The 25,250-nt window shown below is 72.2% G+C and carries 25 protein-coding genes; 12 read left to right on the top strand and 13 right to left on the bottom strand.

Annotated elements, in window-relative coordinates:
* Nucleotides 1-70: 70 nt before the first annotated feature.
* The gene (locus tag BR98_RS30315; protein WP_063774860.1) at nucleotides 71-796 is read right to left on the bottom strand and encodes a TetR/AcrR family transcriptional regulator; all 726 of its coding nucleotides are present in this window, start codon (nucleotides 794-796) and stop codon (nucleotides 71-73) included.
* Nucleotides 797-819: 23 nt separating this feature from the next.
* Nucleotides 820-2,433 carry an MFS transporter gene (locus BR98_RS30310; protein WP_035849760.1) on the bottom strand — a complete coding sequence of 538 codons (1,614 nt, stop codon included), beginning with the start codon at nucleotides 2,431-2,433 and terminating at the stop codon, nucleotides 820-822.
* 243 nt (nucleotides 2,434-2,676) lie between these two features.
* Between BR98_RS30310 and panB the strand changes: the two genes are divergently transcribed.
* The 3 genes from panB (at nucleotide 2,677) to BR98_RS30295 (ending at nucleotide 5,534) form a co-directional block, all read left to right on the top strand.
* Nucleotides 2,677-3,555, top strand: coding sequence for a 3-methyl-2-oxobutanoate hydroxymethyltransferase (gene panB / locus BR98_RS30305; RefSeq protein WP_035849757.1), 879 nt, complete (start codon nucleotides 2,677-2,679; stop codon nucleotides 3,553-3,555).
* A 138-nt stretch (nucleotides 3,556-3,693) separates the two neighbouring features.
* The gene (locus BR98_RS30300; RefSeq protein ID WP_035849754.1) at nucleotides 3,694-4,701 is read left to right on the top strand and encodes a daunorubicin resistance protein DrrA family ABC transporter ATP-binding protein; all 1,008 of its coding nucleotides are present in this window, start codon (nucleotides 3,694-3,696) and stop codon (nucleotides 4,699-4,701) included.
* On the top strand, nucleotides 4,698-5,534 hold the full coding sequence (locus BR98_RS30295; protein ID WP_083977154.1) for an ABC transporter permease: 837 nt from the start codon (nucleotides 4,698-4,700) through the stop codon (nucleotides 5,532-5,534). Before BR98_RS30300 ends, BR98_RS30295 begins: the two co-directional genes overlap by 4 nt.
* 7 nt (nucleotides 5,535-5,541) lie before the next feature.
* On the opposite strand, the gene BR98_RS30290 is transcribed toward BR98_RS30295, so the two are convergent.
* Nucleotides 5,542-8,958, bottom strand: a complete 3,417-nt coding sequence (locus BR98_RS30290) for an AfsR/SARP family transcriptional regulator (protein WP_035849752.1) — start codon at nucleotides 8,956-8,958, stop codon at nucleotides 5,542-5,544.
* A gap of 83 nt (nucleotides 8,959-9,041) precedes the next feature.
* Between BR98_RS30290 and BR98_RS30285 the strand changes: the two genes are divergently transcribed.
* Nucleotides 9,042-9,851: a site-2 protease family protein gene (locus BR98_RS30285; RefSeq protein ID WP_035849748.1), complete on the top strand. Its 810-nt coding sequence runs from the start codon at nucleotides 9,042-9,044 to the stop codon at nucleotides 9,849-9,851.
* Nucleotides 9,852-9,868: 17 nt separating this feature from the next.
* Here the strand turns inward: BR98_RS30285 and BR98_RS30280 are convergent, their stop codons facing one another.
* Entirely contained in the window at nucleotides 9,869-10,051 is a 183-nt protein-coding gene (locus BR98_RS30280) for a hypothetical protein (protein WP_035849746.1), read from the bottom strand.
* A gap of 114 nt (nucleotides 10,052-10,165) precedes the next feature.
* Complete coding sequence (gene npdG / locus BR98_RS30275) at nucleotides 10,166-10,855, bottom strand: NADPH-dependent F420 reductase (RefSeq protein ID WP_035849737.1); 690 nt, start codon at nucleotides 10,853-10,855, stop codon at nucleotides 10,166-10,168.
* A gap of 68 nt (nucleotides 10,856-10,923) precedes the next feature.
* Between npdG and BR98_RS30270 the strand changes: the two genes are divergently transcribed.
* Nucleotides 10,924-11,502, top strand: coding sequence for a hypothetical protein (locus BR98_RS30270; protein WP_035849735.1), 579 nt, complete (start codon nucleotides 10,924-10,926; stop codon nucleotides 11,500-11,502).
* Nucleotides 11,503-11,550: 48 nt separating this feature from the next.
* Nucleotides 11,551-12,834: an MFS transporter gene (locus tag BR98_RS30265; protein ID WP_035849733.1), complete on the top strand. Its 1,284-nt coding sequence runs from the start codon at nucleotides 11,551-11,553 to the stop codon at nucleotides 12,832-12,834.
* A 7-nt stretch (nucleotides 12,835-12,841) separates the two neighbouring features.
* On the opposite strand, the gene BR98_RS30260 is transcribed toward BR98_RS30265, so the two are convergent.
* Complete coding sequence (locus tag BR98_RS30260) at nucleotides 12,842-13,069, bottom strand: hypothetical protein (protein ID WP_035854378.1); 228 nt, start codon at nucleotides 13,067-13,069, stop codon at nucleotides 12,842-12,844.
* Nucleotides 13,070-13,163: 94 nt separating this feature from the next.
* Between BR98_RS30260 and map the strand changes: the two genes are divergently transcribed.
* Entirely contained in the window at nucleotides 13,164-14,012 is an 849-nt protein-coding gene (gene map, locus BR98_RS30255; RefSeq protein WP_035849731.1) for a type I methionyl aminopeptidase, read from the top strand.
* A 16-nt stretch (nucleotides 14,013-14,028) separates the two neighbouring features.
* Here the strand turns inward: map and BR98_RS30250 are convergent, their stop codons facing one another.
* Nucleotides 14,029-14,733: a bifunctional DNA primase/polymerase gene (locus BR98_RS30250; protein ID WP_035849729.1), complete on the bottom strand. Its 705-nt coding sequence runs from the start codon at nucleotides 14,731-14,733 to the stop codon at nucleotides 14,029-14,031.
* 328 nt (nucleotides 14,734-15,061) lie between these two features.
* On the opposite strand from BR98_RS30250, the gene BR98_RS30245 reads away from it, so the two are divergent.
* Nucleotides 15,062-15,283, top strand: coding sequence for a hypothetical protein (locus BR98_RS30245; RefSeq protein WP_035849721.1), 222 nt, complete (start codon nucleotides 15,062-15,064; stop codon nucleotides 15,281-15,283).
* 10 nt (nucleotides 15,284-15,293) lie between these two features.
* Here BR98_RS30245 and BR98_RS38510 read toward each other — a convergent pair whose 3' ends face one another.
* Nucleotides 15,294-15,950 carry a PadR family transcriptional regulator gene (locus BR98_RS38510; protein WP_157537989.1) on the bottom strand — a complete coding sequence of 219 codons (657 nt, stop codon included), beginning with the start codon at nucleotides 15,948-15,950 and terminating at the stop codon, nucleotides 15,294-15,296.
* Between the two features lie 192 nt (nucleotides 15,951-16,142).
* Here BR98_RS38510 and BR98_RS30235 point away from each other — a divergent pair, with 192 nt between their 5' ends.
* The gene (locus tag BR98_RS30235) at nucleotides 16,143-16,541 is read left to right on the top strand and encodes an ACT domain-containing protein (RefSeq protein ID WP_035849718.1); all 399 of its coding nucleotides are present in this window, start codon (nucleotides 16,143-16,145) and stop codon (nucleotides 16,539-16,541) included.
* 114 nt (nucleotides 16,542-16,655) lie between these two features.
* Nucleotides 16,656-17,660, top strand: coding sequence for a lytic transglycosylase domain-containing protein (locus BR98_RS30230; RefSeq protein ID WP_083977152.1), 1,005 nt, complete (start codon nucleotides 16,656-16,658; stop codon nucleotides 17,658-17,660).
* A 9-nt stretch (nucleotides 17,661-17,669) separates the two neighbouring features.
* Here BR98_RS30230 and BR98_RS30225 read toward each other — a convergent pair whose 3' ends face one another.
* From BR98_RS30225 to BR98_RS39745, 5 genes are all read right to left on the bottom strand, one after another.
* Nucleotides 17,670-19,130: a DUF2079 domain-containing protein gene (locus tag BR98_RS30225; protein WP_198042307.1), complete on the bottom strand. Its 1,461-nt coding sequence runs from the start codon at nucleotides 19,128-19,130 to the stop codon at nucleotides 17,670-17,672.
* Nucleotides 19,131-19,295: 165 nt separating this feature from the next.
* Entirely contained in the window at nucleotides 19,296-19,463 is a 168-nt protein-coding gene (locus tag BR98_RS39750) for a hypothetical protein (protein ID WP_157537988.1), read from the bottom strand.
* Nucleotides 19,464-19,539: 76 nt separating this feature from the next.
* A complete protein-coding gene (locus BR98_RS30220; RefSeq protein WP_035849714.1) occupies nucleotides 19,540-19,863 on the bottom strand; it encodes an AzlD domain-containing protein in 324 nt (107 codons plus the stop codon).
* Nucleotides 19,860-20,543, bottom strand: coding sequence for an AzlC family ABC transporter permease (locus tag BR98_RS30215; RefSeq protein WP_035849712.1), 684 nt, complete (start codon nucleotides 20,541-20,543; stop codon nucleotides 19,860-19,862). Before BR98_RS30215 ends, BR98_RS30220 begins: the two co-directional genes overlap by 4 nt.
* 40 nt (nucleotides 20,544-20,583) lie before the next feature.
* Nucleotides 20,584-20,733, bottom strand: coding sequence for a hypothetical protein (locus BR98_RS39745; protein WP_157537987.1), 150 nt, complete (start codon nucleotides 20,731-20,733; stop codon nucleotides 20,584-20,586).
* Nucleotides 20,734-21,225: 492 nt separating this feature from the next.
* Here BR98_RS39745 and BR98_RS30205 point away from each other — a divergent pair, with 492 nt between their 5' ends.
* Nucleotides 21,226-23,391, top strand: coding sequence for a WD40 repeat domain-containing protein (locus BR98_RS30205; protein ID WP_157537986.1), 2,166 nt, complete (start codon nucleotides 21,226-21,228; stop codon nucleotides 23,389-23,391).
* Between the two features lie 100 nt (nucleotides 23,392-23,491).
* Nucleotides 23,492-25,174 (top strand): hypothetical protein, encoded by a 1,683-nt coding sequence (locus tag BR98_RS30200; RefSeq protein ID WP_035849705.1) that lies wholly within the window; start codon nucleotides 23,492-23,494, stop codon nucleotides 25,172-25,174.
* Nucleotides 25,175-25,250 lie beyond the last annotated feature (76 nt).

The raw sequence follows: 25,250 nt of genomic DNA, 5'->3' as shown, positions 1-25,250 counted from the left end.
CGGAAATGTCGGATCTTCGGCTCAGCCTATGCCGGGACAGACGCGCTCGAGCACCTCAGAGGTTCCGCCATCAGCGCTTTTGCGCGGGCGCGGCGCCGTGGGCCGGAGCACCGCCGGGGGCCGGAGCACCGCCGGCGGCCGGAGCACCGCTGGCGGCCGGGCCACGCAGTCCCTCCAGCAGGGTGTCCACGATCAGGGCCGGCAGCTCGGGGTCGTCCAGCGGCGAGTCGTCGTATATCACCGCGCGCAGCAGCATCGGGCCGACCAGCATCTCGGCGAGCAGCGCGGAGTCCAGGTCGGCGCGGAACTCGCCGTTGGCCATGCCGCGCTCGACCACCTCGCGCAGCATCCGGCGGCGCTCGTTGATCACCCGTTCGTAGTACACCTCTTTGAGTCCGGGCAGCTGGTGCATCTGCTGCAACGCCACCCGCAGCACCCAGCGCGAGCGCTTGGCCAGGCCGCGGCGGCGCATGTACTCGATGATCTCCACCACGTCGTCCCGCACGCTGGTGCCGGGCAGCTCGGGGACCGGCTCCTCCAGCCGGGCGATCACGTCGACCAGCAGCGCCTCCTTGTTGGGCCAGCGCCGGTAGATGGTGGCCTTGCCGACCCCGGCGGCCTGGGCGATGCCCTCGATGGTCAGGTCCGCCAGGCTGCCGCCCTCGGTCATCAGCCGCTCCACGGCCTGACAGATCGCCAGCTCCGCTGCCTCGGAACGGGGACGCCCCCGCCGGGGCGCCGCACACTGCGGCGCCCCGGCGGCGACAATCGACGAGAACTGGCGATCCGTGTCCATGAGGCTATTCTCCTTCGCCCCGCTCAGGCCTTGGTCGAGGGGACCGGTTCGACCGCTGCGGCCTTGGCGGCGTCCGCCGGGGCGGCGCCCGGGGCGGCCACCACGCCGGGCAGGAAGAACCAGGCCAGCAGGGCGCCGACCACGGTCACCCCGGCGGACAGGCCGGCCACCACGTGCATGGCGTGGATGAAGGAGTCGTAGGCGGGCTGGACCAGCGCCTGGCCCTTCGGCCCGGACTGCCCGGCGATCCCGAGGGTGGCCTCCAGCGACTCCCCCGCCTTGTCCCGCAGCCCGGCGGGCAGCTCGGCGAGCTTGTCGGAGATGCCGTTGCGGTAGACGGTGGAGAGCACCGCACCGAGCACCGCGACGCCCAGCGAGCCGCCGACCTGGCGGAAGGTGTTGTTGATCGCCGAGCCGGCGCCGGCCTTCTCGCGCGGCAGCGAGCCCATGATCGACACGGTCACCGGCGGCATCACGTGCGCCATGCCGGCGCCCATCACGAAGCCGATCACCTCGAGCACCCAGATCGGGGTGGTCCGGTCGAGCAGCAGGTAGCCCAGGAAGGCGATCGCGATCAGCGCCATGCCGCCCGCACAGGTGGCCCGCACGCCGATCTTGTCGACCACCAGCCGGGCCCGGGGGGCGAACAGCAGCTGGGCGCAGGCCAGCGGCAGCATCAGCGCACCGGCGGCCAGCGCGCTGTAGCCGCGCACGCTCTGGGTGTAGAAGACGCCGAAGAAGGAGACGCCCATCAGCGCGAAGAAGACCACGCCGATCACGGCCACCGACGCGGAGAAGACCCGGTTGCGGAACCAGCTGACGTCCAGCGCCGGGTGGCTGATCCGCTTCTCGTAGAACACGAAGGCGGTCAGCGCGACCAGGCCGATCAGCACCGGCACCCAGGCCGCGGCCTGCGTGAAGTCGGCCAGCTCGCCGCCCTTGATGATGCCGTAGATCAGCGCCACCAGACCGATGATCGACAGCAGCACGCCGACCGGGTCGAGCTTGCCGGGGTTGGGGTCCTTGGAGTCCGGGACCAGCAGGAACATCGCCACCAGCGCCACGGCCACGATCGGCACGTTGACCAGGAAGACCGAGCCCCACCAGAAGTGCTCGATCAGCAGACCGCCGGTGATCGGGCCGATCGCGATCGCCAGGCCCACCGCGCCGGCCCAGACGCCGATCGCCTTGGGCTGCTCCTTGCGCTCGAAGACGTTCATGATGATGGCCAGCGTGGCCGGCATCACGAAGGCACCGCCCAGGCCCATCACGGCCCGGAAGGTGATCAGCTGGCCGGGTCCGGTGGACAGCGCGGAGAGCAGCGAGCCCAGTCCGAACACCACCATGCCGCCGAGCAGCGCCTTCTTGCGGCCGAACCGGTCGCCGAGCAGGCCCGAGGTGAAGAGCAGGCCGGCGAAGACCAGCGTGTAGGAGTTGATCGCCCACTCGAGGTCGCTCTGGGTGGCGCCGAGGCCGACGGGAGCCGGGGTCGCGATGGTCTTCATCGCGACGTTGAGGATCGAGTTGTCGAGGACGACGACGAGCAGCGCCAGGATCAGCGTGCCCAGGATCGCCCAGCGCCGGCGGTGGATGGCTTCCGGCACCCGTGGTGCGGTGCCCGGTGTCGCGGTGGTCATGCGTCTGTCCCGTCCGTGCGGTGGAGGTACGGCAAGCTGGCGGGAACGGCTTCGAGACGCTGGCGTCTCGAAATCCCCCACGGTGACTCTACTCCGGTTTTCGATACGAGACGGACCCGTATCGCAAAACATCGGCAAAGTTACCCGGCTCTTTTGCGCCGGCGGCGGGCCGTGCAAGCATGGACGCAGATCCGGGGACGCCACACGGCGCCACGAGACCACAACCCATCAGGAGCCTGTTCCATGAACGCTTCTCAGCCTTCGCCTGCCCAGACGCCCGCCAAGGCGTCCGAGGGGCACACCCTCTACGGCGGGGTCACCAACCGCCGCGTCACCGTCCGCGACCTGGCCGCCGCCAAGCAGCGCGGGGAGCGGTGGGCGATGCTCACCGCCTACGACGCCCTGACGGCCGGCGTCTTCGACGAGGCCGGCATCCCGGTCCTGCTGGTCGGCGACTCGGCCGGCAACTGCCACCTCGGCTACACCACCACCGTCCCGGTCACCATGGACGAGATGGTGATGCTCTCCGCCGCCGTGGTGCGCGGCACCGAGCGGGCCCTGGTGATCGGCGACATGCCGTTCGGCTCGTACCAGGAGTCCCCGGCGCAGGCCCTGCGCAACGCCGTCCGGCTGATGAAGGAGGCCGGGGTCGGCGCGGTCAAGCTGGAGGGCGGCGAGCGCAGCGCCCGCACCATCGAGCTGCTCACCGAGGCCGGGGTGCCGGTGATGGCGCACATCGGCCTGACCCCGCAGTCGGTGCACGCGCTCGGCGGCTACCCGGTGCAGGGCCGGGGCGACGAGGCCGCGCACAAGCTGCAGCGCGACGCCAAGGCGGTGCAGCAGGCCGGCGCCTTCGCCGTGGTGCTGGAGGCGGTGCCGGCCGAGCTGGCCGGGCACGTCACCGAGTCGCTGTCGATCCCGACGGTCGGCATCGGCGCCGGCGCCGGCTGCGACGCGCAGGTGCTGGTCTGGACGGACATGGCCGGGATGACCGCCGGCCGGGTGCCGAAGTTCGTCAAGCAGTACGCCAACCTGCGGGCGGTGCTCGGGGACGCGGCGCGCGAGTACGCCGCCGAGGTGCGCGGCGGCAGCTTCCCGGCGGCCGAGCACACCTTCAAGTAGGCGCGGCTTCAAGTAGGCGCGGCTCCAGGTAGTCGCGACAGCGAGCTGACAGCAGACCGGCAGCGGGCCGACGGTGACGCCGGCCCGCTGCCGGTTGCGTGACAGCGGCGTGACAGCGGCGGCGGACAGCCTTGAGGCATGACAACGAAGACCGCCCATGCTGTCGAAGCCCGGGGCATCGTCAAGCACTTCGGTGACACCAAGGCCCTGGACGGGGTGGACCTGACGGTCCGCCAGGGCACCGTGCTCGGCGTGCTCGGCCCGAACGGGGCCGGAAAGACCACGCTGATCCGAGTGCTCTCCACGCTGATCAAGCCCGACGCCGGCACCGCCGTGGTCGGCGGCTACGACGTACTGCGCCAGCCCAAGCAGCTGCGCCGCACGATCGGCCTCACCGGCCAGTACGCCTCGGTGGACGAACTGCTCTCCGGCGCCGAGAACCTCTACCTGATCGGCCGACTGCTCGACCTGTCCGGCAAGGAGGCCAAGGCCCGCGCCACCGAGCTGCTGGAGCGCTTCTCGCTCACCGAGGCCGCCGGCCGCCCGGCCAAGACCTACTCCGGCGGGATGCGCCGACGCCTCGACCTGGCCGCGAGCATGATCGGCCGCCCCCGGGTGCTCTACCTGGACGAGCCCACCACCGGCCTGGACCCGCGCACCCGCAACGAGGTCTGGGACGAGGTGCAGCGGATGGTCGCCGAAGGCGCCACCGTGCTGCTCACCACCCAGTACATGGAGGAGGCCGAGCAGTTGGCCACCGACCTGACCGTGATCGACCGCGGCCAGGTGATCGCCAACGGCACGGTGGACGGGCTGAAGGCCCAGGTCGGCGGCCGCACCCTGCAGATCCGCCCGACCCACCCGGCCGAACTGTCCGAGATGGCCCGCTGCCTGGCCGAGAGCGGGATCAGCGGCGCGACCCACTCGGTGGAGACCGGCCGGCTCGCGGTACCGATCAGCCGCGAGGAGCAGCTGACCGCCGTGATCGGGGTGCTCGGCACCCGCGGCTTCGGCATCGCCGCCATCGACACCAAGGTGCCCAGCCTGGACGAGGTCTTCCTGGCGATCACCGGCAAGCAGCCCACCGACACCCCGGCCGGCAAGCAGCCCACCGACACCCCGGCCGGCCAGGAGGCCCAGCGATGACCACCGCCACCACCGCCCCCGTCACCGCCCCCACCACCACGGCCGCCGCCTACCCGGACGCGGACGGCCGGATCGGGCTGCGCGGCCACCTGCGCCATATCGGCGCACTGACCCGGCGCAACCTGATGCGGATCAAGGCCGACCCGGAGTCGATGTTCGACGCGGTGCTGATGCCGATCATCTTCACCGTGCTCTTCGTCTACGTCTTCGGCGGCGCCATCTCCAGTCAGGGGCAGTACAAGCAGTGGCTGATCCCGGGTCTGCTCGGCACCACCGGGATGAACCTGGCGATGGCGGTCGGCACCGGGCTCAACACCGACTTCCAGACCGGGGTGATGGACCGTTTCCGGACCCTGCCGATCGGGCGCTCCTCGGTGCTGATCGGCAAGATGCTGGCCGAGGCCTGCCGTGGACTGGTCTCCTACGCGGTGCTGATCAGCTTCGCGCTGATACTCGGACTGCAGTTGAAGACCGGGGTGCTCGGGGTACTCGGCGCGGTCGGCCTCTCGCTGCTCTTCGGGATGTCGCTGGTCTGGATCTCGATGCTGCTCGGACTGGTGCTGCGCAGTGCCCAGGCCGTCCAGGGGATCGGCATGCTGGTGCTGATGCCGCTGCAGTTCGGCAGCTCGATCTTCGCACCGCCGAGCACCATGCCCGGCTGGCTGCAGGCCTTCACCAAGTACAACCCGCTCTCCAACCTGGCCGACGCCTGCCGCAACCTGATCAACGGCGGACCGCTGGCCCACTCGGTCACCCTGGTGCTGATCTGGTCGGTGGGGATCACCGCGATCACCGCCCCGCTCGCCGTCGCCCGGTTCCGCAAGCGGACCTGACGCCGCCTCAGAGCTCTTCCACCAGCACGTCCAGCAGGGCCGTGGTCTCCTCCCAGGAGAGGCCGCGGCCCTCGGCCTTGAGCCGCTCGACCTCGGCCTCGCCCAGCAGCCGGTTCAGCGCCGCCTCCCGGGTGGCCGCCTCCAGCCGTTCCAGGAAGCTGCCCTGGACGCCCAGCCGGCCGCCGTGCGCACCCACCAGCAGAGCGGCCCGGCGGGCCGGCACCCGATCACCGTCCCGCTCGGCGCGGATCAGCAGCACCCCGGCGATCAGCGGGATCAGCAGCAGCGTGACGTGCTGGGTGAAGACGGCGGCCGTCTCGGGGACCTCGGCCAGCCGGCGCAGCCCATGGCGCAGCCGCTCGACGCCTTGGTCCACCTCCCCGCTGCGGGCCAGCACCAGACTCTCGCCACAGGCCACCAGCGCGCTGGTCAGCCCGGGCGCGCCGCGGCCCAGTTGGTTCTGGTCCTTCTTCAGCGCGGCCAGCTCGGCCAGCGCGGCCGGGTAGTCGCCGCGGTGGGAGTGCAGCGCGGCGAGCAGGCTGTGCCCGTAGACCAGGGTGCCGTCGGCCCGCTGGCCGCCCCGGACGGCGGCGGCCAGGCCCTGCCGGATCAGCCGCTCGGCCTCCTCCGGGTCCTGGTCCAGCATCGCCTCGCCCAGCCGCACGGTGAGCTGCGGCACGTCCTGCGACGCGCCCAGCTCGCCGGCCAGCTCGATCGACCGGCGGTAGGCGGCGGCCGCGGCGGCGGAGTCGCCGGAGAAGCCGGCCGTCTCGGCCTGGGCGGCCAGGGCCTCCGACATCCCCCAGGTGTCGCCGAGCCGGGCGTAGGTCTCCATCGCCTCGTCGCCGTCCTTGCGGGCCTGCTCCAGGCCGCCGACCTGGTCGTTGGACATCTTGGCGCGCAGTTGCAGCGCCCAGGCCAGCTCGCTGTCGCGGCCGTACCGGCGGCAGCCCGCCACCGCGTCGTCCAGCATTTCCCGCATCTGCTCGGCCTGCCCCGCCAGGAAGCAGGCGAAGATCCGCAGCATCGGCGGGTAGCTGTAGGTCTGCGGCAGCCCGCCGTGGTAGGCGGCGATGATCCGCGGCGCGCGCTCCACCAGCTCGGGGTCGCCGATCACCTCCATGTCCCCCTCGAAGCGGGAGACCAGCTGGAAGATCCGGGCCTGCCGGCGGGCTTCCTGAAGCACCGCGTCCGACCACGGCAACGAGTACTCCAGCGGCAGGCGGTCGATCGGCTCGGGGGCCGGCGCGCCTTCTGCGAACGGGTCCTCGTGCATGGCGCAGACCTGGTCCACCCAGGTCCGGGCCTCCGCCCGGTAGTCCCGCAGCATCCAGAACCAGGTCATGCCGAGCAGCAGCACCAGCGCGTCCTGCTCGGCGCCGGTGGCCACCGCATGGCGCAGCGCGGCCCGGACGTTGTCCTGCTCGCGCTCCAATACGCCGAGCAGCCGCACCTGTTGGTTCCCGTGCAGGTTGAGCTCGGCCTCACGGACCAGCTCGCGGAAGGCCGCCAGGTGCCGGTCGGCGGTCTGCGGCTCCGCGGCCTCGGCCAGCCGCTCGACGGCGTACTCGTGGATCGTCTCCAGCATCCAGTACCGCGGCGGCCCCTGCGGGTTGAGGCCGGCCACCACCAGCGACTTGTCGACCAGCGAGAAGAGCAGCTCGGCGACCTCGCCGGCGCGCACCGACGTACCGTCGGCGCAGACCTGTTCGGCGTCCTCCAGGGTGCAGCCGCCGGCGAACACCGAGAGTCGGCGCAGCACCGCGCGCTCGCGTTCGTCCAGCAGCTCCCAGCTCCAGTCGACCACCGCGCGCAGCGTCTGCTGACGGGGCAGCAGCACCCGGCTGCCGCCGGTCAGCAGGGCGAACCGGCCGTCCAGCCGATCGGCCAGCTGACGGGGCGTCATGCTGCGCAGCCGGGCGGCGGCCAGTTCGATCGCCAGCGGCAGGCCGTCCAGTCGGCGGCAGATCTCGGCGCAGGCGGCCGGGTCGTCGGCCGGGTCGAAGCCGGGCCGGGCAGCGGCGCCACGCTCGCCGAGCAGCCGCAGCGCTATCGGGTCCGGCAGCGGCTCCACCGGCAGCAGGGCCTCGCCGGGCACACCCAGCGGCTCGCGGCTGGTGGCCAGGATGGACAGCCCCGGGCACTCGGCGAGCAGCTGGTCGGCCAGCTCGGCGGCGGCCTGGATGAGGTGCTCGCAGTTGTCGAGCAGCAGCAGCATCCGGGCCCGGCCGCAGTGCTCGACGATCCGGCGCACCGGGTCCACCGGGCCGTCGGGCATCTTCTGGTGCAGCTGGGTGGAGCGCAGGCCCAGCGCGGAGAGCACCGCGTCGGGTACCGCGGCCGGGTCCTCCAACGGGGCCAGCTCGATCTGCCAGACACCGTCCGGCCAGTGCGCCTGCCCGGCCGGATCCCGCTGGGCGAGCCGGCCGGCCTCCACCGAGAGGCGGGTCTTGCCGGAGCCGCCGGGGCCGATCAGGGTGATCAGGCGGGAGGCGCCGATCAGCTCGCCGAGTGCGCTGAGGTCCTGCTCGCGGCCGACGAAGCTGGTCAGGCGGGCGCGCAGGTTGCCGGTGGGGCGCAGGCCATCGGTGGAGCGCTGCTCATCGGTGCGCCTCGGGGCCGCCTGGGGCTCGCGGACCGGCAGCTGCGACTGGTGGCCCACCTGCTGGTAGCCCACCTGCGCCTGGCCGTCGTGCTCCTGGCCGGGGAGCTGCTGGCTGAGCAGCTCCTGGTGCGCGGCGCGCAGCTCGGCGCCCGGGTCGGCGCCCAGCTGCTCGGCCAGCGCGCGGCGCAGCTGCTCGTATCGCTCCAGCGCCTCGGCGCTGCGCCCGCTGCGCTGCAGTGCGCGGATCCAGAGCAGGTGCAGCGGCTCGTCCAGCGGGTGGTCGGCGCAGAGCCCGGCCAGCTCGGCGACCAGCTCGGCGGCCCGGCCCAGCGCCAGCTCGGCGGTGATCCGGGCCCGCCGGGCCTCGGCCCGCTGCGCCTCCAGCCGCACCGCGCTGCCCGCCCGGTCGGGCAGGTCGGCCAGCGCCGGGCCGCGCCACAGTGCCAGCGCCGCGCCCAACTGGTCGGCCGCCGCCTGCGGATCGCCCGCGGCCAGCGCCTTGCGGCCGCTCGCGGTGAGTTCCTGAAAGCGGGTCAGATCGCTGGCGCCCTCGGTCAGCCAGTAGCCGCCGGGCCCCGAGCCGACCGCGTCGCGGCCGATGGTGCGCCGCAGCCGGCCGACCAGGGTCTGCAGGGCGGCGGCGGAGTCCTGCGGCGGCTCGGCCTCCCAGACTTCGGCCACCAGCGCCTCGGCCGGTACCGGCGCGCCCTGGCGCAGCACCAGGGCGGCGAGCAGCGCGCGCAGCCGGGCGCCGCCGAGCGGAACCGGGGTGCCGTCGTCGTGGGTCGCGGTCGTGGTGCCGAGGATGCCGTAGTGCACCGCACCATTCTGCGGCCAGCCGCGCCGGCCGATGACCGTCTACCCTCCCTTGAGGGACAGCGGAAATCCATCAAGGAGTGGGAATGAGCTTTGCCGACATCCGCAGGTCCGACCGCGAGGAGCGGCGGATCAGCCCGGTGTTCTGGGTGCTGCTGGCCATACTGGGCACCTCGGGCTGGGCGACCTGGTCCGGATACGGCTCAGCCGGCTTCGGGGTCTTCCTCTTCGTGGTGGCGGGCTGGATGGTCTCGCTCTGCCTGCACGAGTACGCGCACGCGCGCACCGCGCTGCACGGCGGGGACATCACGATCGGCGCCAAGGGCTATCTGACGCTCAATCCGTTCAAGTACGCCAACGGACTGACCAGCTTCGTGCTGCCGGTGGTCTTCGTGCTACTGGGCGGCATCGGCCTGCCCGGCGGCGCGGTCTTCATCGAGCGGCACCGGATCCAGGGGCGGCTCAAGCACAGCCTGATCTCGGCGGCCGGGCCGCTGGTCAACCTGGCCTTCGCGATCGTGCTGCTGGTCCCGGTCGGCCAGGGCTGGCTGGACGACGCGCCGGGGACCACCCAGGTCGGCAGCACCACGGTGCACGTCCTGCCGGCCGCGCTGGCCTTCCTCGGCCTGCTCCAGGTGAGCGCCTCGCTGCTGAACCTGCTGCCGGTGCCGGGCCTGGACGGCTACGGGATCATCGAGCCCTGGCTGTCGCCGCAGACGCGCCGGGCGGTGCAGCCGTTCGCGCCGTACGGGATGCTGGCGGTCTTCGTGATCCTCTGGCAGTCGCAGGTGAACGTCTGGTTCTTCGACCAGGTGTTCAAGATCATGGAACTCTTCGGGGTGGGCGGGTTCTACCAGTACTTCGGGCAGTACCTGTTCCACTTCTGGCAGCACTGATTCCGGACGAGCCGACCTCAGGCGGGCTCGTTCGCCCGGTCCAGCTTCTCCTTGCGCAGGTAGTACCAGGCGATGTTGCTGGAGACCCCGGCCAGCAGCACCCACACCACGCCGAGCCAGTTGCCCTGCACGAAGGAGACCACGGCGGCGGCCACCGCGAGGACGAAGATGATCGAGGCGTACAGGGCGTAGCGGGGCATATCAGCCGGCTCCAGAGGTCGGGATTGTCGCTCCCATTGTCACGGAAGGCCCGGATCCCCCCGCAACGGGGTGCATCCGGGCCTTCCGTGTCTTCACCGGACTGTCACCGGAGGTCACACATCGGTGATGCGCAGGCCCGCGTGGGCCTTGTACCGGCGGTTGACCGAGATCAGGTTGGCCACCAGCGACTCGACCTGGTGGGCGTTGCGCAGCCGGCCGGCGAAGACGCCGCGCATCCCGGGGATCCGCTCGGCCAGCGCCTGCACCAGGTCGGTGGCGGCCCGCTCGTCACCCAGCACCAGCACGTCGGTGTCGATGGTCTCGATCGCGTGGTCCTGCAGCAGCACCGCCGACAGGTGGTGGAAGGCGGCGGTGACCCGGGACTCGGGCAGCAGGGCGGCGGCCTGCTGGGCGGCGCTGCCCTCCTCCGGCTTGAGCGCGTAGGCGCCCTGCTTGTCGAAGCCCAGCGGGTTGACGCAGTCCACCACGATCTTGCCGGCCAGCTCGGCCCGCAGGCTCGCCAGCGTCTCGCCGTGCCCGTCCCACGGCACCGCGACGATCACCAGGTCGCTCTCCCGCGCGGTGGTGGCGTTGTCCGCACCGCGCACCCCGAGGCCGAGCTCGGCGGCGGCGGCCTCGGCCCGCTCGGCGTTGCGCGAGCCGATGATCACTTGCTGGCCGGCCTTGGCCAGCCGGTAGGCCAGGCCGCGGCCCTGGTCGCCGGTGCCGCCGAGGACCCCGACCACCAGCTCGGTGACGTCGGGTCCGGGGGTGGGGCTGGTCGCTGAATCGAGGGAAGTCATACCGAGATCCTGCCAAAGCCCCGGCTCGGCCTCCATCCTGGGCGGACGGCGGCGATGGGAGTGGCGGAATGGACGCGAGGAACGTGACGGCGCTGCGCGAGGCGCTGGCCGGCTCGCCGCTGCTGGAGGCGACCCGCGGCTTCGCCGGTGCGCTGCGTTCGGCGGTCACCAGGCGCTCGGCGCGCGGCCTGCTGCTGGTCGGCTCGGCCGGGTACGAGCCCTGGCACCTGGCCGCCCATCTGGACGACGAGGCTGCCTGGTCCCAAGTGCCGCAGCTGGCGCCGTCGTTGATCCGCCATCAACTCCCGTGGCCGGACGCCCCCGGACACCTGCGCCACGGCCTGGACCGGCTCGCGGCCGCCCGGCGCGGCGAGACCGTCCTGGTGGTCACCCCCGAGGCGGCCGAGGCCGACCTGCTGGAGCGGGTGCAGGACGCCCGGCGAGGTGGGGCGACGGTGCTCGCGCTGGCCCCGGAGGACGGCGAGCTGGCCGGCCTCGCACACCAGCAGCTGACCGTGGAGAGCGCCGAGGAGCCGGCCTTCGACCTGGTGCAGCACCTGGTCGGGGCGGCGGCCGGGGAGCGCCCGAGGACGCTGCTGGCCCGCCTGGCCCGGCAGCTCGGCGGGGAGCCGGCCCAGCGCTGGTGACCGATATTCGGTTGCCGCCGGCGCGCTGGGCGCGCAGCATGGCCGCCTGTGAAAGCGAAGCTGCGCGGTCTGCGACCGGACCTCGCCCCCTGGCGCTCCTCCCGTGACTTCCGGCTGCTCTGGGGCTCGGGCGCCGTCTCGGGTCTGGGCAGCTTCTTCACCTATGTCGCGGTCCCGCTGCAGATCAAGCAGCTGACCGGCTCCTACCTGGCGGTCGGTCTGACCGGCGCGGTCGAGCTGCTGCCGCTGGTCGTCTTCGGGCTCTGGGGCGGCGCGCTGGCGGACGCGCTGGACCGCCGCAAGCTGGTGCTGGGCGCGGAGACCGGGCTCGGCCTGCTGACCGCGCTACTGCTGGCCAACTCGCTGCTGCCGCACCCACTGATCTGGCCGATCTACCTGGTCGCCGCGCTGACCGCAGCGCTGGATGGACTGCGCCGCCCGGCCCTCGACGCGCTGCTGCCGCGACTGGTACGGCATGAGCAGCTGACCGCCGCGTTCGCGCTGCAGCAGCTGTACTACAGCGTCGGCGCCCTGCTCGGCCCCGCACTGGCCGGGGTGGTCACCGCCGGTGCCGGGGTCCCGACGGCCTTCGCGGTGGATGCGGCCAGCTTCGCGTGCTCGGCGCTGCTGCTGGTGCGGATCCGCGCGGTGCCGCCGCCGACCGGGGCCGAGAAGCCCTCGCTGGCGGCGGTGCTGGCCGGGATCCGGTACGCCTGGAGCCGGCCCGAGCTGCTCGGCAGCTACGTGGTGGACATCGCCGCGATGCTCTTCGCCTTCCCGATCGCGGTCTTCCCGTTCCTCGCCGACCGGCTGCACGCCCCCTGGGCGCTCGGCCTCCTCTACGCGGCCCCGGCGGTGGGCGAACTCGCGCTCTCGGTGACCAGCGGCTGGACCTCGGCCGTCCACCGGCACGGGCGGATGCTGGTGCTGGCGGCGCTCGGCTGGGGCGCGGCGATGACGGCGGCGGGGCTGGTGGACAACATCTGGCTGGTGCTGGCCGCGCTGGCGGTGGCCGGCGGCGCCGACATGATCAGCGGGACGGCCCGCTCGGCGATCTGGAACCAGTCGATCCCGGACGAGCTGCGCGGCCGGCTGGCCGGGGTGGAACTGCTCAGCTTCTCGATCGGCCCGCAGCTCGGGCAGCTGCGGGCCGGTGGCACGGCGGCGGTGGTCGGGGTGCGCGGCTCGGTCTGGCTGGGCGGGGTGGCCTGCGTGCTGAGCGTGGGCGCGCTGGCGGCGGTGCTGCCGAGGCTGCTCGCCTACGACGCGCGGACCGACCCGCACGTGGCGGCGGTGCGCGCGCAGCGGGAGGCGGCCGAGCTGGTGGCCTGAGCAGCCGTCAGCTGCGGTCCTGGCCCGGGTCGTCGTCGTTCCAGGCCGGGTCGGTGCGCCACTCGCGGTTGCGCTCGGCGGCGATCTGCAGGGCGTTCTCGGCCTCCTGGCGGCTGGCGTACGGGCCGAGCCGGTCCTTGGCCGCGCACTCCGGGCCCTCCTCGACCTTGTGGTGCTTCAGGCAGAAGTACCACTCGCCGGGCTTGCCGGTGGGCTCGTGACGGAACAGCGGCATGGTTCTCTCCTTCGTCTCCACCAGGATCATTCCCGGCGGCACCTTCGCACACACTGCCGGGGGTGTCGGGGACCCGGGAGATAGACTCGCGACCATGGCTCACCTGGTTCCCGGCACCCAGTCCCCCACCCGCAAGGTCCCGGCGCACATCGCCCGACCGGAGTACGTCGGCAAGCCCGCGCCGACCCCGTACACCGGCCCCGAGGTGCAGGACACGGAGACCGTCGAGAAGATGCGGATCGCCGGCCGGATCGCCGCGCAGGCGATGGAGGCGGCGGCCAAGCTGATCTCGCCGGGGGTGACGACCGATCAACTGGACGCGGCGGCCCACGAGTACATGTGCGACCACGGCGCCTACCCGTCGGACCTCGGCTACCGGGGCTTCCCCAAGTCGATCTGCACCTCGATCAACGAGGTGATCTGCCACGGCATCCCGGACTCGACCGTGCTGCAGGACGGCGACATCGTCAACATCGACGCCACCGCGTACATCCACGGGGTGCACGGCGACCTGAACGCCACCTACCTGTGCGGGGATGTGGACGAGGAGTCGCGGCTGCTCGTCGAGCGCACCCGGGAGTCACTCGACCGGGCGATCAAGGCGGTCAAGCCGGGCCGGCAGGTCAACGTGATCGGCCGGGTGATCGAGTCCTACGCCAAGCGCTTCGGCTACGGCGTGGTGCGCGACTTCACCGGGCACGGGATCAACACCTCGTTCCACTCCGGCCTGATCATCCCGCACTACGACAGCGAGCGGGCCACCGAGGTGATCAAGCCCGGGATGACCTTCACCATCGAGCCGATGCTCACCCTCGGCACCTACGACTACGAGATCTGGCCGGACGGCTGGACCGTGGTCACCAAGGACCGCAAGCGCACCGCGCAGTTCGAGCACACCCTGCTGGTGACGGCCGACGGCGCGGAGATCCTCACCCTGCCGTGATCGGCCCGGCCGGGCGCTACCCGATCAGCCACTGCTCCTCGGCGACCGCGCCCACCTCGGTGCAGGCGTCGGTGAGCACGTCCAGCACCCGCAGCGGGTCCGGCAGTGGCTGCTCGGGCCCGCGCAGCCAGCGGACCTCCGAGCCGTCGGGCAGCGCGGCCGGCGGCAGCAGGGTGTAGGACCCGCGGCAGTGCCAGCGCAGGCCCGGGTGCTCGGAGACGGTGTCCGGGTGGGTGTCGAGGGCGCTCGACCACCACTCGTCCTCGTCCTCCGGGGTGCCGCGGGTGGCGGTGAAGAAGAGGTAGCGCTCCTCGCCGACGGCCGCCACCGGACCCTCCACGCCCAGCTCGGTGAGCCGGGCCAATGCGAGGCGACCGGCCTCGGCCGGGACGTCGAGGACGTCGTGGGCCCGGCCGGTCGCGGTGATGAAGTTGGTCTGCGGGTCGCGGGAGAGCCAGCGGGTGAGCTGCTCGGTATCGGTGGTGGCCTGCGACTGCCAGGCGAAGGAGACCGGGTGCTGGGCCGGGGCCGGGCAGCCGACCCGGTCGCAGGAGCAGCGGTAGCCGGCCGGGTGCGCGGCCGGCGCCACCGGGAAGCCGACCCGGACCGCGGCGAGCAGCAGGTCGAGTCGGGCCGCCGGGGAGTCAGCGCCGCCTGCGTCGGCCCCGGTGCGCTGACGATCGCGCCGCCACCATGCCGACCACCTGCTGCTGGCTTCCATCGGGCCCCTTCCGCACGGCTGTGACTGGTGTGACACAGCGTTCGACGCAACTACCGACGCAACGCCAGGCACTGCCCGCGGCTTCCCGGGAGCGCCCGGTGGTTCACCGGGCAGCCGGCACCGGGGTCACCGGGGCGGCCGACGCCTCGGTCCGCGGCGCGCTCGCAGGGGGCCGCTGACCCGGGGCAGATCCCAGAGACCGGCCCTGAGGCCCGGGGGCGTACAGAGCAGGATAAGGGAGCATTCGGGCGACGCCGACCGGGGGGTGTTTGGGAACCCTCCGCCGCTGGTGCGAAGCTTGGCCCGTTGAGAAGAGGAGTGTGGATCGATGCGCAGCTCGGACACCGAGTTCGTCGGCGGACCGTTGGACGGACGGGTGCTGCCGATCGCGCTGACTCCGTTCAACAACGTGCCCAAGGTCTACCGGGTCCCGGTCCCCGCCCACGGGGACGAGCCGGCCCGGACGCTGGTGTACGTCCGGGCCAAGGAGTACGACGCCAAGGGGCGCTCGCGCTGGCGCTACGAGTACCGGGCGCCGGACTCCGACTGACTCTTGTGCCCTACCCCTCGGCGTCGGCCAGGATCAGGTAGAGCTTCTTGCGGGCCTCGACCAGGACCGCCAGGCCCTTGCTGCGCTGCTCCTCGGTGCCGGTGGTCATCACCTGGCGGATCGCCTGGTCCAGTGAGGCCATGGTCTGGCCCACCTCCTGCACGGCCTCCCAGTCCACTCCGCGCCCGGCCTCCAGCCAGGGCTCGGCGGAGGCGGACTCGGCCTCCGTGCGACCGGTCTCGGTCAGCGTGAACAGGCGCTTGCCGCCGGTCTCCTGAGCCTCGATCAGACCCTCCTCCTCCAGCAGCTGGAGGGTCGGGTAGACCGATCCCGGACTGGGCCGCCAGTGGCCCGAGGTCCGCTCGCCGATCTCGGTGATCATCTCGTAGCCGTGCATCGGGCGCTCCTTCAGCAGCGCGAGCAGCGAGGCCCGGACGTCGCCACGACGGGCTCGCCCGCCGTGCCGCCCACGACCACGCCCGCCCGGGCCACCCCGGAACGGTCCCCCGAACCCGCCGAACGGGCCGCCCCCGAAGGGGCCACCACCGAACGGACCGCCGGGCGGTACCGGCGGGCCGTAGGCCCCGCGCCGCTGTTCGAACTCGCCCGGCAGCTCGCCGGAACGAGGGCCACGGCGACGGTGTCCGCGGCGCGATGAGTTCTCCATGCGCATGATGCGCACCCCCTTCGAGCTTACTGATTTCAGACTGCACGAGAGCTCCAACGACCCTTCAGAACAGGATCGCGATCGTCTTTCGTACTGTCTCGATGCCTCAACGATATATCGGTGAGTGTCGGTCGTCAACGGCTTACGAGTGGCACCCCGATCTGACGCGTCCCGGCGGCTACGGTGGCGGGCATGGCCGGTGAAAAGGATCTACGGACGTTGCTCGCGACCATGGAGCCCGTGCTCAACGAGGGCCGCTTCGTCTACTGCACCTTCCCGGGGCGGGCGCCCGCCGGGCTGCGGCCGGTGGTGACGGTGGCCGAGCCCGAGGGCGTGACGGTGGTGGTGGAGCAGGCCGAGGCGGACGCGCTGGGGCTGACGTACGGGTACGTGGCGGCCTGGATCACGCTGCGGGTGCACTCGGCGCTGGAGGCGGTGGGGCTCACGGCGGCCGTCGCCGGGCGGCTGGCCGAGCACGGGATCAGCTGCAACGTGGTGGCCGGCTTCCACCACGACCACCTCTTCGTCGGGGCCGCCGACGCGGAGCGTGCGCTGGCCGCGCTGCAGGAGTTGGCGGCCTCCTACGGGTAGCCCGGCGACGGGTGCGTGACGGGCGGTCGGTAGGCTGTCGCCTCTTTGACTGGCCGATTTGACTGGCCGGCCAAGACCGTCGCCTAGCTCTTTGTTGCGGACCCGGGGGGAATCATGCGGATCAGCAGGCGCCAGAAGGCTGCGGCCGGCCTGATATCGGTGGCGGTGGTCGGCGTGGGCGGTGCCTACGCCCTGTCCGGCTCCGGGACCGGAGGCGAGCACCAGACCGTGACGGTGGCGGACGCGCCGAGTGCGGCCCCGGCGGCGGCGACCGACCTGTCGGCCTCCGCTTCGCCCACCCCGTCGGCCTCGCCCTCCGCCTCGGCCAGTGCCTCGCCGTCCGCCTCGGGCAGCGCCTCGCACAGCCCGTCGCCCAGTGCCTCCCGCAGCGCCTCCGGACACCCCTCCGCCAGCGCGTCCGCCTCGGCCACGCCGTCCACCGCCAAGCCGCAGGCCGCGGTGAGCGCCGCGCCGGCGCCCACCGCCAAACCGGGCCCGGTCGCCCCGCCGCCGCCGGTCCCCGCGCACACCCCGGCCGCGCAGAGCACCTGTGCGCCCAGCTTCACCGGCAGCAACGCCGCCCCCGCCGACGTCGCCGCCGCGCTCACCGCCGCCGCGGGCAAGACCCGCACCCTGACGCTGGGCAACGGCGGGACCGACAAGCTGCCGCCGCTGCCGGTCGCCCTGCTGAAGGCGGTCGCCTGGCAGGAGAGCGGCTGGAAGTCCGCGATCCTGGCCTGCGACGGCGGCATCGGCACCATGCAGATCATGCCGGCCACCGCGACCTGGATGAACGGCAAGTTCGCCACCAAGAACGACGTCCAGACACTGGCCGGCAACACCGACCTCGGCGCCGAGCTGCTGGACGAACTGGTCGCGTACTACGGCGACTCGGACTTCGGCGGCAAGTACGACCTGTCCCCGGACCCGGTCACCGGCAAGAACCCGCTGCTCGACCTGGTGATCGCCGCCTACAACGCGGGCGCCGGCAACGTGCACTACACCAGCACCACCGACCCGTCGACCGGCGTCACCACCGGCACCTCGGTGATCCCGAACCCGGGCTACGTGGCCAACGTCAAGGCGCTGATGACCAGCTGCCCGTGCCTGTCGTCCTGAGTCAGCGGGTCACTGCTTCCTCAACACGACGACCTGGTCCTGCTTGAAGATCACGTAGTAGCTGGTCCCCGGGTGCAGGGCAGCGCCATAGCCGGGCAGGTCGGTGGGCCCGCCCTCCCAGCCGGCCAGGTCCACGCAGAGGTAGTCCGGCGGGGTGGGCTTGCTGCCGCCCAGCCAGTAGGCGTCGTCGCGGGCGGCCAGCCGGGCCAGCGGCGCCATCGAGGCCTCCACCCGGACGCCCGGCGGGATCGCGTCGATCGCGGCGCGCAGCGCCGCCGCGTGCCGGCCGCCGGACCAGGCCGCCGGGTCGCCCAGCCCGCCCAGTCCGACCGGCAGGCTGACCAGGCAGGCCGCCGCGATCGCCGGGGCGGCCGGCACCATCGAGTCGGCGAAGCCCTTGAACAGCGAGCGCTCCGAGCGGCGCAACCGGGCCACGGCGTCCACCAGGGCCAGGAAGACGATCGGCATCAGGGTCGCGTTGTAGTGCCAGTCGGGCCCCCAGAACATCGAGTTGGAGGAGCCGAACCGCCAGGCCAGGGTGGGCAGCGCGAGCAGCACCAGCGGTGAGCGCAGCGCCAGGAACCCGACGATGCCGAACAGCCAGCCGACCGTCTTCCAGACCGTCAGCCGGGTGAACGGGCCGCTCAGCACCTGCCACAGGTGCGGGTGGCTGCCGCCCGGCAGCTTGGACCAGTAGTCGAACTGGTGGTGCGGGTTGAAGTGCGGGATCAGCGCGCCGATGGTCAGCGCGGTGAAGCCCAGCCCGAACAGCACCATGACCGCGCCGGTGGACCAGCGCCGCGCGGTGAGCATCAGCAGCACGCCGACCATCGCCACGGTCAGCCCGAGGTCCTCCTTGACCAGCACCAGCGGCATCGCCCACCAGGCGGCCCGTTCCCAGCGCCGGAGCAGGAGCTGACGGCCCACCATGGCCAGCAGCGGGACGGCGAAGGCGATCTCGTGGAACTCGGCGTCGATCGCGCGCTGCAGACCCCAGGAGAGCCCGTAGGCGGTGCCGATCAGCAGGCCGCGGTTGCGGCTCTCCAGCAGTCGCGCGGCGGTGTCCGAGACCACGCCGACCGACCAGGCGAACAGTGCGGCCTGCGCGACCAGCAGCGTGGCCGCCGAAGGCACCAGCCAGAACGCGGGCGCGAGCAGTGCCAGGATCGGCGACCAGTGGTCGCCCAGCGCGTTGAAGCCCGGACCCTTGATCGACAGGACCGGCGCGCCGAAGTGCGCGTAGCCCTTGACCGCCTCGGTGAATATGCCCAGGTCCCAGGAGGGCGAGCCGAACCGGTAGTAGCGCACCAGGGCGAGCAGGCTGTAGGCGGCGAGGAAGGCGACGGCCAGCAGCAGGTGCGGCAGGGCGCCGCCGAGCCGGGAGGCGCGCGCTGCCCGGGCGACCCGCGTGGCGCGGCCCCAGGTGGGGACCCGCTGGGTCGGGATCGCGGTCTCGCGGGTCTCGGCCATGGTGCCTTCCATCGGGTTGCCTCAGCTGGGGGCCACTGGTGTGCGAATGGTGCAGGTTATCGCGCGAGCGGTCCGGCGCCACAGGGGCCCGGGCCCCCGGCGCCCGCTACTCGCACAGCCTCCCGGCCACTTTCCCAGCCTCCCGGCCACTCGGGCCCCGCCCCGCTACTCCCCCTCCCGCCGGCTCTCCTCCGCCGCCTCGGCCACCCCTGCCTCGTGCCCGGCCAGATACACCCGCCGCACGAAGTCGGCGGCCTGCTCCTGCGTCAGGTCGCTGGTGAGGGTCATCAACTCGTCCGTGAAGCGGATCATCCAGTGCTGTCGGTGTGCCATACCTCCCATGACACCCCGTCACCTCACGCCTCGCGCGCGGTGTCCCCCGTTCGGGGGTACCGGGGCGACCCGGTGCTCAGCCGACGCCCGCCAGGCGCAGCACCGCGGTGGTGCCCGCCGCCGCCAGGACCACCACCAGGAAGGGCAGCTTGCGCCAGGCCAGCACCCCGCCGACCAGGACGCCGGCCGGGCGGGCGTATCCGGCCCAGCCGTGGCCCTCGTAGAGCGTGGTGGTGGCGACCAGGGCGACCAGCAGGACCACCGAGGCGGTCTCCAGCAGCTTCTCCACACGCGCCGGGAAGGTGACCCGGCTGCGCAGCAGCGGGCCGGCGAGGCGGAAGGCGAAGGTGCCGGCGGCCAGCGCGAGGGCGGCGACGACCAGGGTGGTGTGGTGGTTCACCCGGCGACCTCCGTACGGGCACGCGGCCCCGGGACCGCCAGGCCGGCCAGCGCGAGCAGCACCGGCAGTCCGGCCGGCAGGAACGGGGCCGCGGCCAGGGCGAGTACCGCGCCGGTGAGCGCCGAGCGCCGCTTGGCGCCGTCCCGCAGGGCCGGCAGCACCAGGGCGAGCAGCACCGCGGGGAACATCGCGTCCAGGCCGAGAGCGGAGGTGCCGTGCACCGCGGAGCCGGCCAGTGCACCGAGCAGCGCGCCGGTCGGCCAGCAGACCAGCACCGCGCCCCCGCAGGCCCAGTACGCGGCCCGTTTGCGCGCCAGGTCGGGCTGGGCGAGCGCGAAGACCACGCTCTCGTCGTTCATCACATGGCTGCCGAGCAGCCGCCGCCAGCCGCCGCCGAGGACGTCCGGCAGGGACAGGCCGAACGGCAGGTGCCGGGCGTTGACCAGCAGTCCGGCGGCGACGGCCGCGATCGGGCTGCCGCCGGCCGCGACGATCCCGATGAAGAGGAACTCGGAGGCCCCGGCCAGGACCAGGGTGCTCATCAGGACGGGCAGCCAGAGCGGGAAACCGGCGGCCACGGCGATCGCACCGTAGGACACGCCGATCACCCCGACGGCCAGGCCGACCAGGGCGATGTCGCGCAGCAGACCGCGATCGAGTGTTCTCCATATCGAACGCATGATGTCTGGACCATACCGAACGCGTGACGTCCGACCCGGGTCAGACCTGGTACGGAATCAGCCCCTCGGTGTCCAGGTCGAAGTCGAACGGCTTCGGGATCCGGATCCGCTCACCGAACCGGCGGTCGGTGAACCCGTCCGGCAGGGCGCGGCGTGCTGCTTCCAGCAGGGCGAAATGATCACGGTCCATGTGCCACGGCTCCGCGGGTCAGCGGTGAGTGCGGTACAGCGGTTCGATCCTTGCCGTCTGACCAGCCATCCGGACTCCTCGGCTTCCCCTGTCGTGCCGATCCTCTCGCGACTGGATACGACGCCGGAATCCGCCTCTGTTGGTCACGCAGTAGGGCCGTCCATAACCGGATAGCCGATCTGGGCCGCCACGTCGGCGACCTCGGGGAGGGACAGCCCAGCGTTCAAGGCGGAGACCACCTCCTGGCTGAGTGGACGGCCGGCTCCGCGCTCGTAAGTCGGCTGTGCCAGGTGGGCCGTAGTGTGGACCAGCCCGAGGTGAAGCCCCTGGCGGTCGATGCGCCGCACCCGGACCCCCGGCACGCCCCAGATCGCGTCCTCTTCCTCCTCTCGTGGTGAGTGATGGCAGCACGCGCGGGGAAATACGTATGTTGCTACTGAAGTTTGCTTTGGTGCCAGCGGCGTGGCGGGTGGGGAGGTTACGGTGCCGGTCATGTCTGGTGATTTTCAAAGCGGTCGTCCGGCCCGTGAGGTTGCGGTGGTGGGTGGGCGGTTGTCCGATCCGGGGTGGCTGGTGACTGGCGACCCGGAGCAGGTTCTGGCGGCGTTGGACGGTGCCGCCGGGCAGGAGGAGGTGACGGCGGCTGCCGTGTACCGGACGTCAGGGCATGTGCATCGTGGGGCCAGTGCAGGGGTGCGGCGGCAGGTACTCGCGCTGGACGCCGCCCGGTACGGAAACCGCGAGCTGGCGAGAAGCATCGCCGAGGTGGCCGTCCGTCAGGAAGCGGATGATCCCTGGGTCGTGCAGTGGGCGACCGGCAACGGCCTGGACTCCCGGCTGCGGTATGCGCTGCCTGTGCCGGCCGAGGTGGCTGTGGTGTCGACGGCGGCCGTGGAGGGCCGCGGGCTCGCCGTCGCCGGCTGCGAGGACGGCACACTGCACTGGTGGGATCTGGCAACGGGCAGGAAACTCGGCCAGGTCGTGACCGAGCACACCGGCGCGGTGCGTGCGCTGACGACGGCGGTGCTGGACGGCTGTCCCGTTGCTGTGACCAGCGGCACCGAGGGCGCCGTCCGAGTGTGGGACCTGGCCGAGGGAGAACCGCTCGGCGCGTTCCACGCCGACAACGACTCCTGGGTGAAATCGCTCGCCACCGGACTGGCCGAGGGCCGCCCGGTCGCGGTCGGCGCCGGCACCGACGACGTGCTGCTGGTGTGGGATCTTGCCGCCCTCACCCAGCACGGTGAGCCCGTGACCATTCGCACCGGCTTCGTGTCCGCTCTGGCGACGACGGTGCTCGGCGGCCGTCCCGTGGCTGTCACCAGCCACTGCAAGGAACTCGGGGCGGCAGACCCCATCACGGGGGAGGAAAGCCTCCGGTGGTGGGACCTGATCACGGGGCGGGAGGTCGGTCCCGTGGGCGACCCTTCCGAGTGGCTTCCCGTGTTCGCAGACCAGGAGTCCGACCGGACGTTGGCAACCAGCGGCGACGGGGAGGCAGGGCACTGCGTCAGCCTGAGCCTCAATGCCCAGGCGCAGTTCCTGGTCACCGATCCGGCCCTGGAGTGCCCGATAGCTGTCAGCGCCAACGCCTACGAGGTGCGCGTCTGGAACGTGACCACGGGCGAGCAGGCCGGAGAGCCCGTTCCGGCCAGATTCGTGGAAACGGCGGCCGTGGGGGTGCTCCACGGCCGCCCCGCCGCCCTCGTCGGCGGTCATGGGCCGGTCAAGGTGTGGGATCTGTCCACCCTCAAGCCTCTGTACCCGCCGCTGATCGGCCACCTGGGCGCCGTGCGGGGAACGGCGATGCCAGTGGTGAAGGCACGTCACCTCGCCGTCACCGGGGGCGACGACAGATCAGTTCGGATCTGGGACCTCGACGGTGACATGGAGACGGGCAGCCGGCTGACTGGTCACGCAGGGTACGTGCGAGTGTTCACCGCAGCCGTCGTGGACGGCCGTTGCGTCATCGTCACCGGCGACTCGGACAAGAAAGTGCGGATCCGATCCCTCGACGACGGGGGACAGCTCGGTGCCCCTCTGGCCGACTACACGGGCAACGTGGACCTGCTGACGGTGGGGATGGTGGAGGGGCGACCCACTCTCCTCACGCGCGACGTGGACCGGGCGGTGCGGATCTGGGACCTGGCCGACCGGGAAGAGCTGCACGGACGGTCGACGAGGGAGTACACCCTCGTGAACATCCATTTCTTTGCGGTACTGGAGGGCCGCTTCGTTGCCGTGACCCGGGAAGGACGTGTGTGGGACCTGTCCACGAGCCAATGGATCGGAGTGCAGCCGAAGGAGGACCGCGCCCGCGCCCTCGCCCTGGCAACGGTCGAAGGCCGCAACGTCATCCTGACCAGTTCCGGGACGAATACGGTCCACCTGTGGGACACGGCCACGGGTGAACCAATGGGGTCGCCCTTGACGGGACACACCAGCGACGTGTGGGCAGCTGCGGCGGGGATGCTGGACGGCCGCCTTGTCGTCGCCACCGGAGGCGACGACAGAACCGTGCGGGTGTGGGACGCAACCGCAGGGCAGCAGATCGGCCAGTACGCCTTTCCAGCCGGTATCCGGAGACTGGCGGTAGCGCCGGACGGGAGGTTGGTGGTCGGTTTCGGCTCGGACATCGCCGTCCTGGCCCCCCGCTGATCGCTCGGTTCGCGTATCGGTCTTTCGGGCCTGCCGCCCACGGCGCAGCGTCCGCTACAACGTCTCCTGGATGAGCACACGTTCTGACCTCTGGAGGATCATGGATGACCTGATGGCGGACTCGGGCGGTGGAGATCAATCGCCCGACACCGCCGACCTGGCCCGGCTCGCCGACGACCGCACCCTTGACGGCACCGAGCGCGTGCGCGCGGCCGAGACCCTGGCTTTCTCGGACGGGCACCGGGAGGCCGGTGCCGCGCTCCTGACGCGCCTCGCCGACGACACCTCGCTCTACAACTATCAGCGCGTGAGCGCGGCCAAGGCTCTGGCCCGGGTCGCGGGGCACCGCGAGGACGGTGCCGCGCGCCTGACCCACTTCGCCGACGACACCACGGGCGAGTGGCCGACACCGCGGCGAAGCCGGTTGCCGAAGCGGCTTGCGACCACACAGCGGGACGGCAACGGGTATGCCCGTGTGAGGGCAGCCGAGGCGCTGACCGCCGTGGACGGGCATCGGGAGGCCGGCGCCGCGCTGCTGGCCCGTTTCACCGAGGAAACCTCGCTCGACGACCGCTATCGCGTGGCCGCGGCCGAGGCCCTGGCCGGGGTGGCGGAGCACCGCGAGAGCGGCGCCGCGCTGCTGGCCCGTTTCGCCAAGAACACCGCCCTCGACAGCCACGACCGCATCGGCGCGGCCAAAGCCCTGGCCGGCCTGGGCGCACACCGGGAAACCGGCGCCACCCTTCTGACCCGACTCACCGACGACGACGCCGTCGACCGGACCGGGCGTGTGTGGGCGGCCACCGTCTTGGCGGCACTGGACGGGCACCGGGAGGCCGGCACTGCGCGTCTGGTCCGCCTCGCCGAGACCCCCACAGCGAAGCCGTCGAAGCGATGGTGGTCGAAGCTGCGGCGCCTCAAGGAGCAGCATCACACCTTCCATGAGGACGGCAGTCGGGTGGACGCGGCCAGGGCCCTTGCCCGAATGGACGACTTCCACGACGTCGGTGCCGCGCTTCTCACTCGCCTCGCCACCGACCCCACCCTGCACGACAACTCGTGGCACCTGCGGGCGGCCGAGGGACTGCTCGAACTGGCCGATCACCGGGAAACCGGTGCTGCCCTCGTGTCCCGCCTCGTCCGCGACACCACCTTGAGCAGCACGCAGCGCCTGGGCGCAGCTCGCAAACTGATCGGGGTGGACGGCTGCCAGGCGCTCGGCGCGACTCTCCTGACGGGCCTCACCCACGACACCAGCCTCACAGTGTGGGAGCGGACCAGGGCGGCCGGGGCTCTGGCCGCAGCGGACGGCTACCGCGAGGCCGGTGCCTCGCTCCTGACCGGCGTCGCCCACGACGCCACTGCCGACGGCCATCTCCGGCGATGCGCGGCCCGAGAGTTGACGCGTGTCGACGGATACCGGGAGGCCGGAGCCGAACTGCTGACGGCATTCGCCGACGACGCCACGCTCAGCGCACACGATCGCGTAACTGCGGCAGAGGAGTTGACGCGTGTGGACGGGCACCGGGAGGCCGGCGCCGCGCTCCTGATCCGCCTGGCCAAGGACCGCGCCCTCAACAGCCACGACCGCGTGAGCGCGGCCAGGCAGCTGGGCCGAATGGACGGGTACCGGCGCGAGGCCGTCCAGCTCCTCACCGGACTGTGCAACGCCGTCGACTCGGAGTACGTCCCTTGGGTCCATTCCTACGTGGACGAAGTGAGGAAAGCACTGGAAGAGGAGAAGAACCGGGGCAGCCAGGCCGGTGAGGGACACGTCCGGTAAGGCTCCCCAAGCATGCTGCCGCCCCGTAGCCCAGGGGCGTATTGGGCCGCCGGGCGTGGCATGCCCCTCGCCAGAG

The sequence above is a fragment of the Kitasatospora azatica KCTC 9699 genome (assembly GCF_000744785.1).
Lineage (GTDB): Bacteria > Actinomycetota > Actinomycetes > Streptomycetales > Streptomycetaceae > Kitasatospora > Kitasatospora azatica.
Note: the sequence above shows the minus strand (reverse complement) of the source record. Positions and strands in the feature narration are given on the sequence as shown.

Bases quoted from the DNA above. Each gene is read 5' to 3' on its own strand.
- BR98_RS30315 (WP_063774860.1), bottom strand. From the start codon at position 796: ATGGACACGGATCGCCAGTTCTCGTCGATTGTCGCCGCCGGGGCGCCG.
- BR98_RS30310 (WP_035849760.1), bottom strand. From the start codon at position 2,433: ATGACCACCGCGACACCGGGCACCGCACCACGGGTGCCGGAAGCCATC.
- panB (WP_035849757.1), top strand. From the start codon at position 2,677: ATGAACGCTTCTCAGCCTTCGCCTGCCCAGACGCCCGCCAAGGCGTCC.
- BR98_RS30300 (WP_035849754.1), top strand. From the start codon at position 3,694: ATGACAACGAAGACCGCCCATGCTGTCGAAGCCCGGGGCATCGTCAAG.
- BR98_RS30295 (WP_083977154.1), top strand. From the start codon at position 4,698: ATGACCACCGCCACCACCGCCCCCGTCACCGCCCCCACCACCACGGCC.
- BR98_RS30285 (WP_035849748.1), top strand. From the start codon at position 9,042: ATGAGCTTTGCCGACATCCGCAGGTCCGACCGCGAGGAGCGGCGGATC.
- BR98_RS30280 (WP_035849746.1), bottom strand. From the start codon at position 10,051: ATGCCCCGCTACGCCCTGTACGCCTCGATCATCTTCGTCCTCGCGGTG.
- npdG (WP_035849737.1), bottom strand. From the start codon at position 10,855: ATGACTTCCCTCGATTCAGCGACCAGCCCCACCCCCGGACCCGACGTC.
- BR98_RS30270 (WP_035849735.1), top strand. From the start codon at position 10,924: ATGGACGCGAGGAACGTGACGGCGCTGCGCGAGGCGCTGGCCGGCTCG.
- BR98_RS30260 (WP_035854378.1), bottom strand. From the start codon at position 13,069: ATGCCGCTGTTCCGTCACGAGCCCACCGGCAAGCCCGGCGAGTGGTAC.
- map (WP_035849731.1), top strand. From the start codon at position 13,164: ATGGCTCACCTGGTTCCCGGCACCCAGTCCCCCACCCGCAAGGTCCCG.
- BR98_RS30250 (WP_035849729.1), bottom strand. From the start codon at position 14,733: ATGGAAGCCAGCAGCAGGTGGTCGGCATGGTGGCGGCGCGATCGTCAG.
- BR98_RS30245 (WP_035849721.1), top strand. From the start codon at position 15,062: ATGCGCAGCTCGGACACCGAGTTCGTCGGCGGACCGTTGGACGGACGG.
- BR98_RS38510 (WP_157537989.1), bottom strand. From the start codon at position 15,950: ATGGAGAACTCATCGCGCCGCGGACACCGTCGCCGTGGCCCTCGTTCC.
- BR98_RS30235 (WP_035849718.1), top strand. From the start codon at position 16,143: ATGGCCGGTGAAAAGGATCTACGGACGTTGCTCGCGACCATGGAGCCC.
- BR98_RS30230 (WP_083977152.1), top strand. From the start codon at position 16,656: ATGCGGATCAGCAGGCGCCAGAAGGCTGCGGCCGGCCTGATATCGGTG.
- BR98_RS30225 (WP_198042307.1), bottom strand. From the start codon at position 19,130: ATGGCCGAGACCCGCGAGACCGCGATCCCGACCCAGCGGGTCCCCACC.
- BR98_RS39750 (WP_157537988.1), bottom strand. From the start codon at position 19,463: ATGGCACACCGACAGCACTGGATGATCCGCTTCACGGACGAGTTGATG.
- BR98_RS30215 (WP_035849712.1), bottom strand. From the start codon at position 20,543: ATGCGTTCGATATGGAGAACACTCGATCGCGGTCTGCTGCGCGACATC.
- BR98_RS39745 (WP_157537987.1), bottom strand. From the start codon at position 20,733: ATGGACCGTGATCATTTCGCCCTGCTGGAAGCAGCACGCCGCGCCCTG.
- BR98_RS30205 (WP_157537986.1), top strand. From the start codon at position 21,226: ATGTCTGGTGATTTTCAAAGCGGTCGTCCGGCCCGTGAGGTTGCGGTG.
- BR98_RS30200 (WP_035849705.1), top strand. From the start codon at position 23,492: ATGGATGACCTGATGGCGGACTCGGGCGGTGGAGATCAATCGCCCGAC.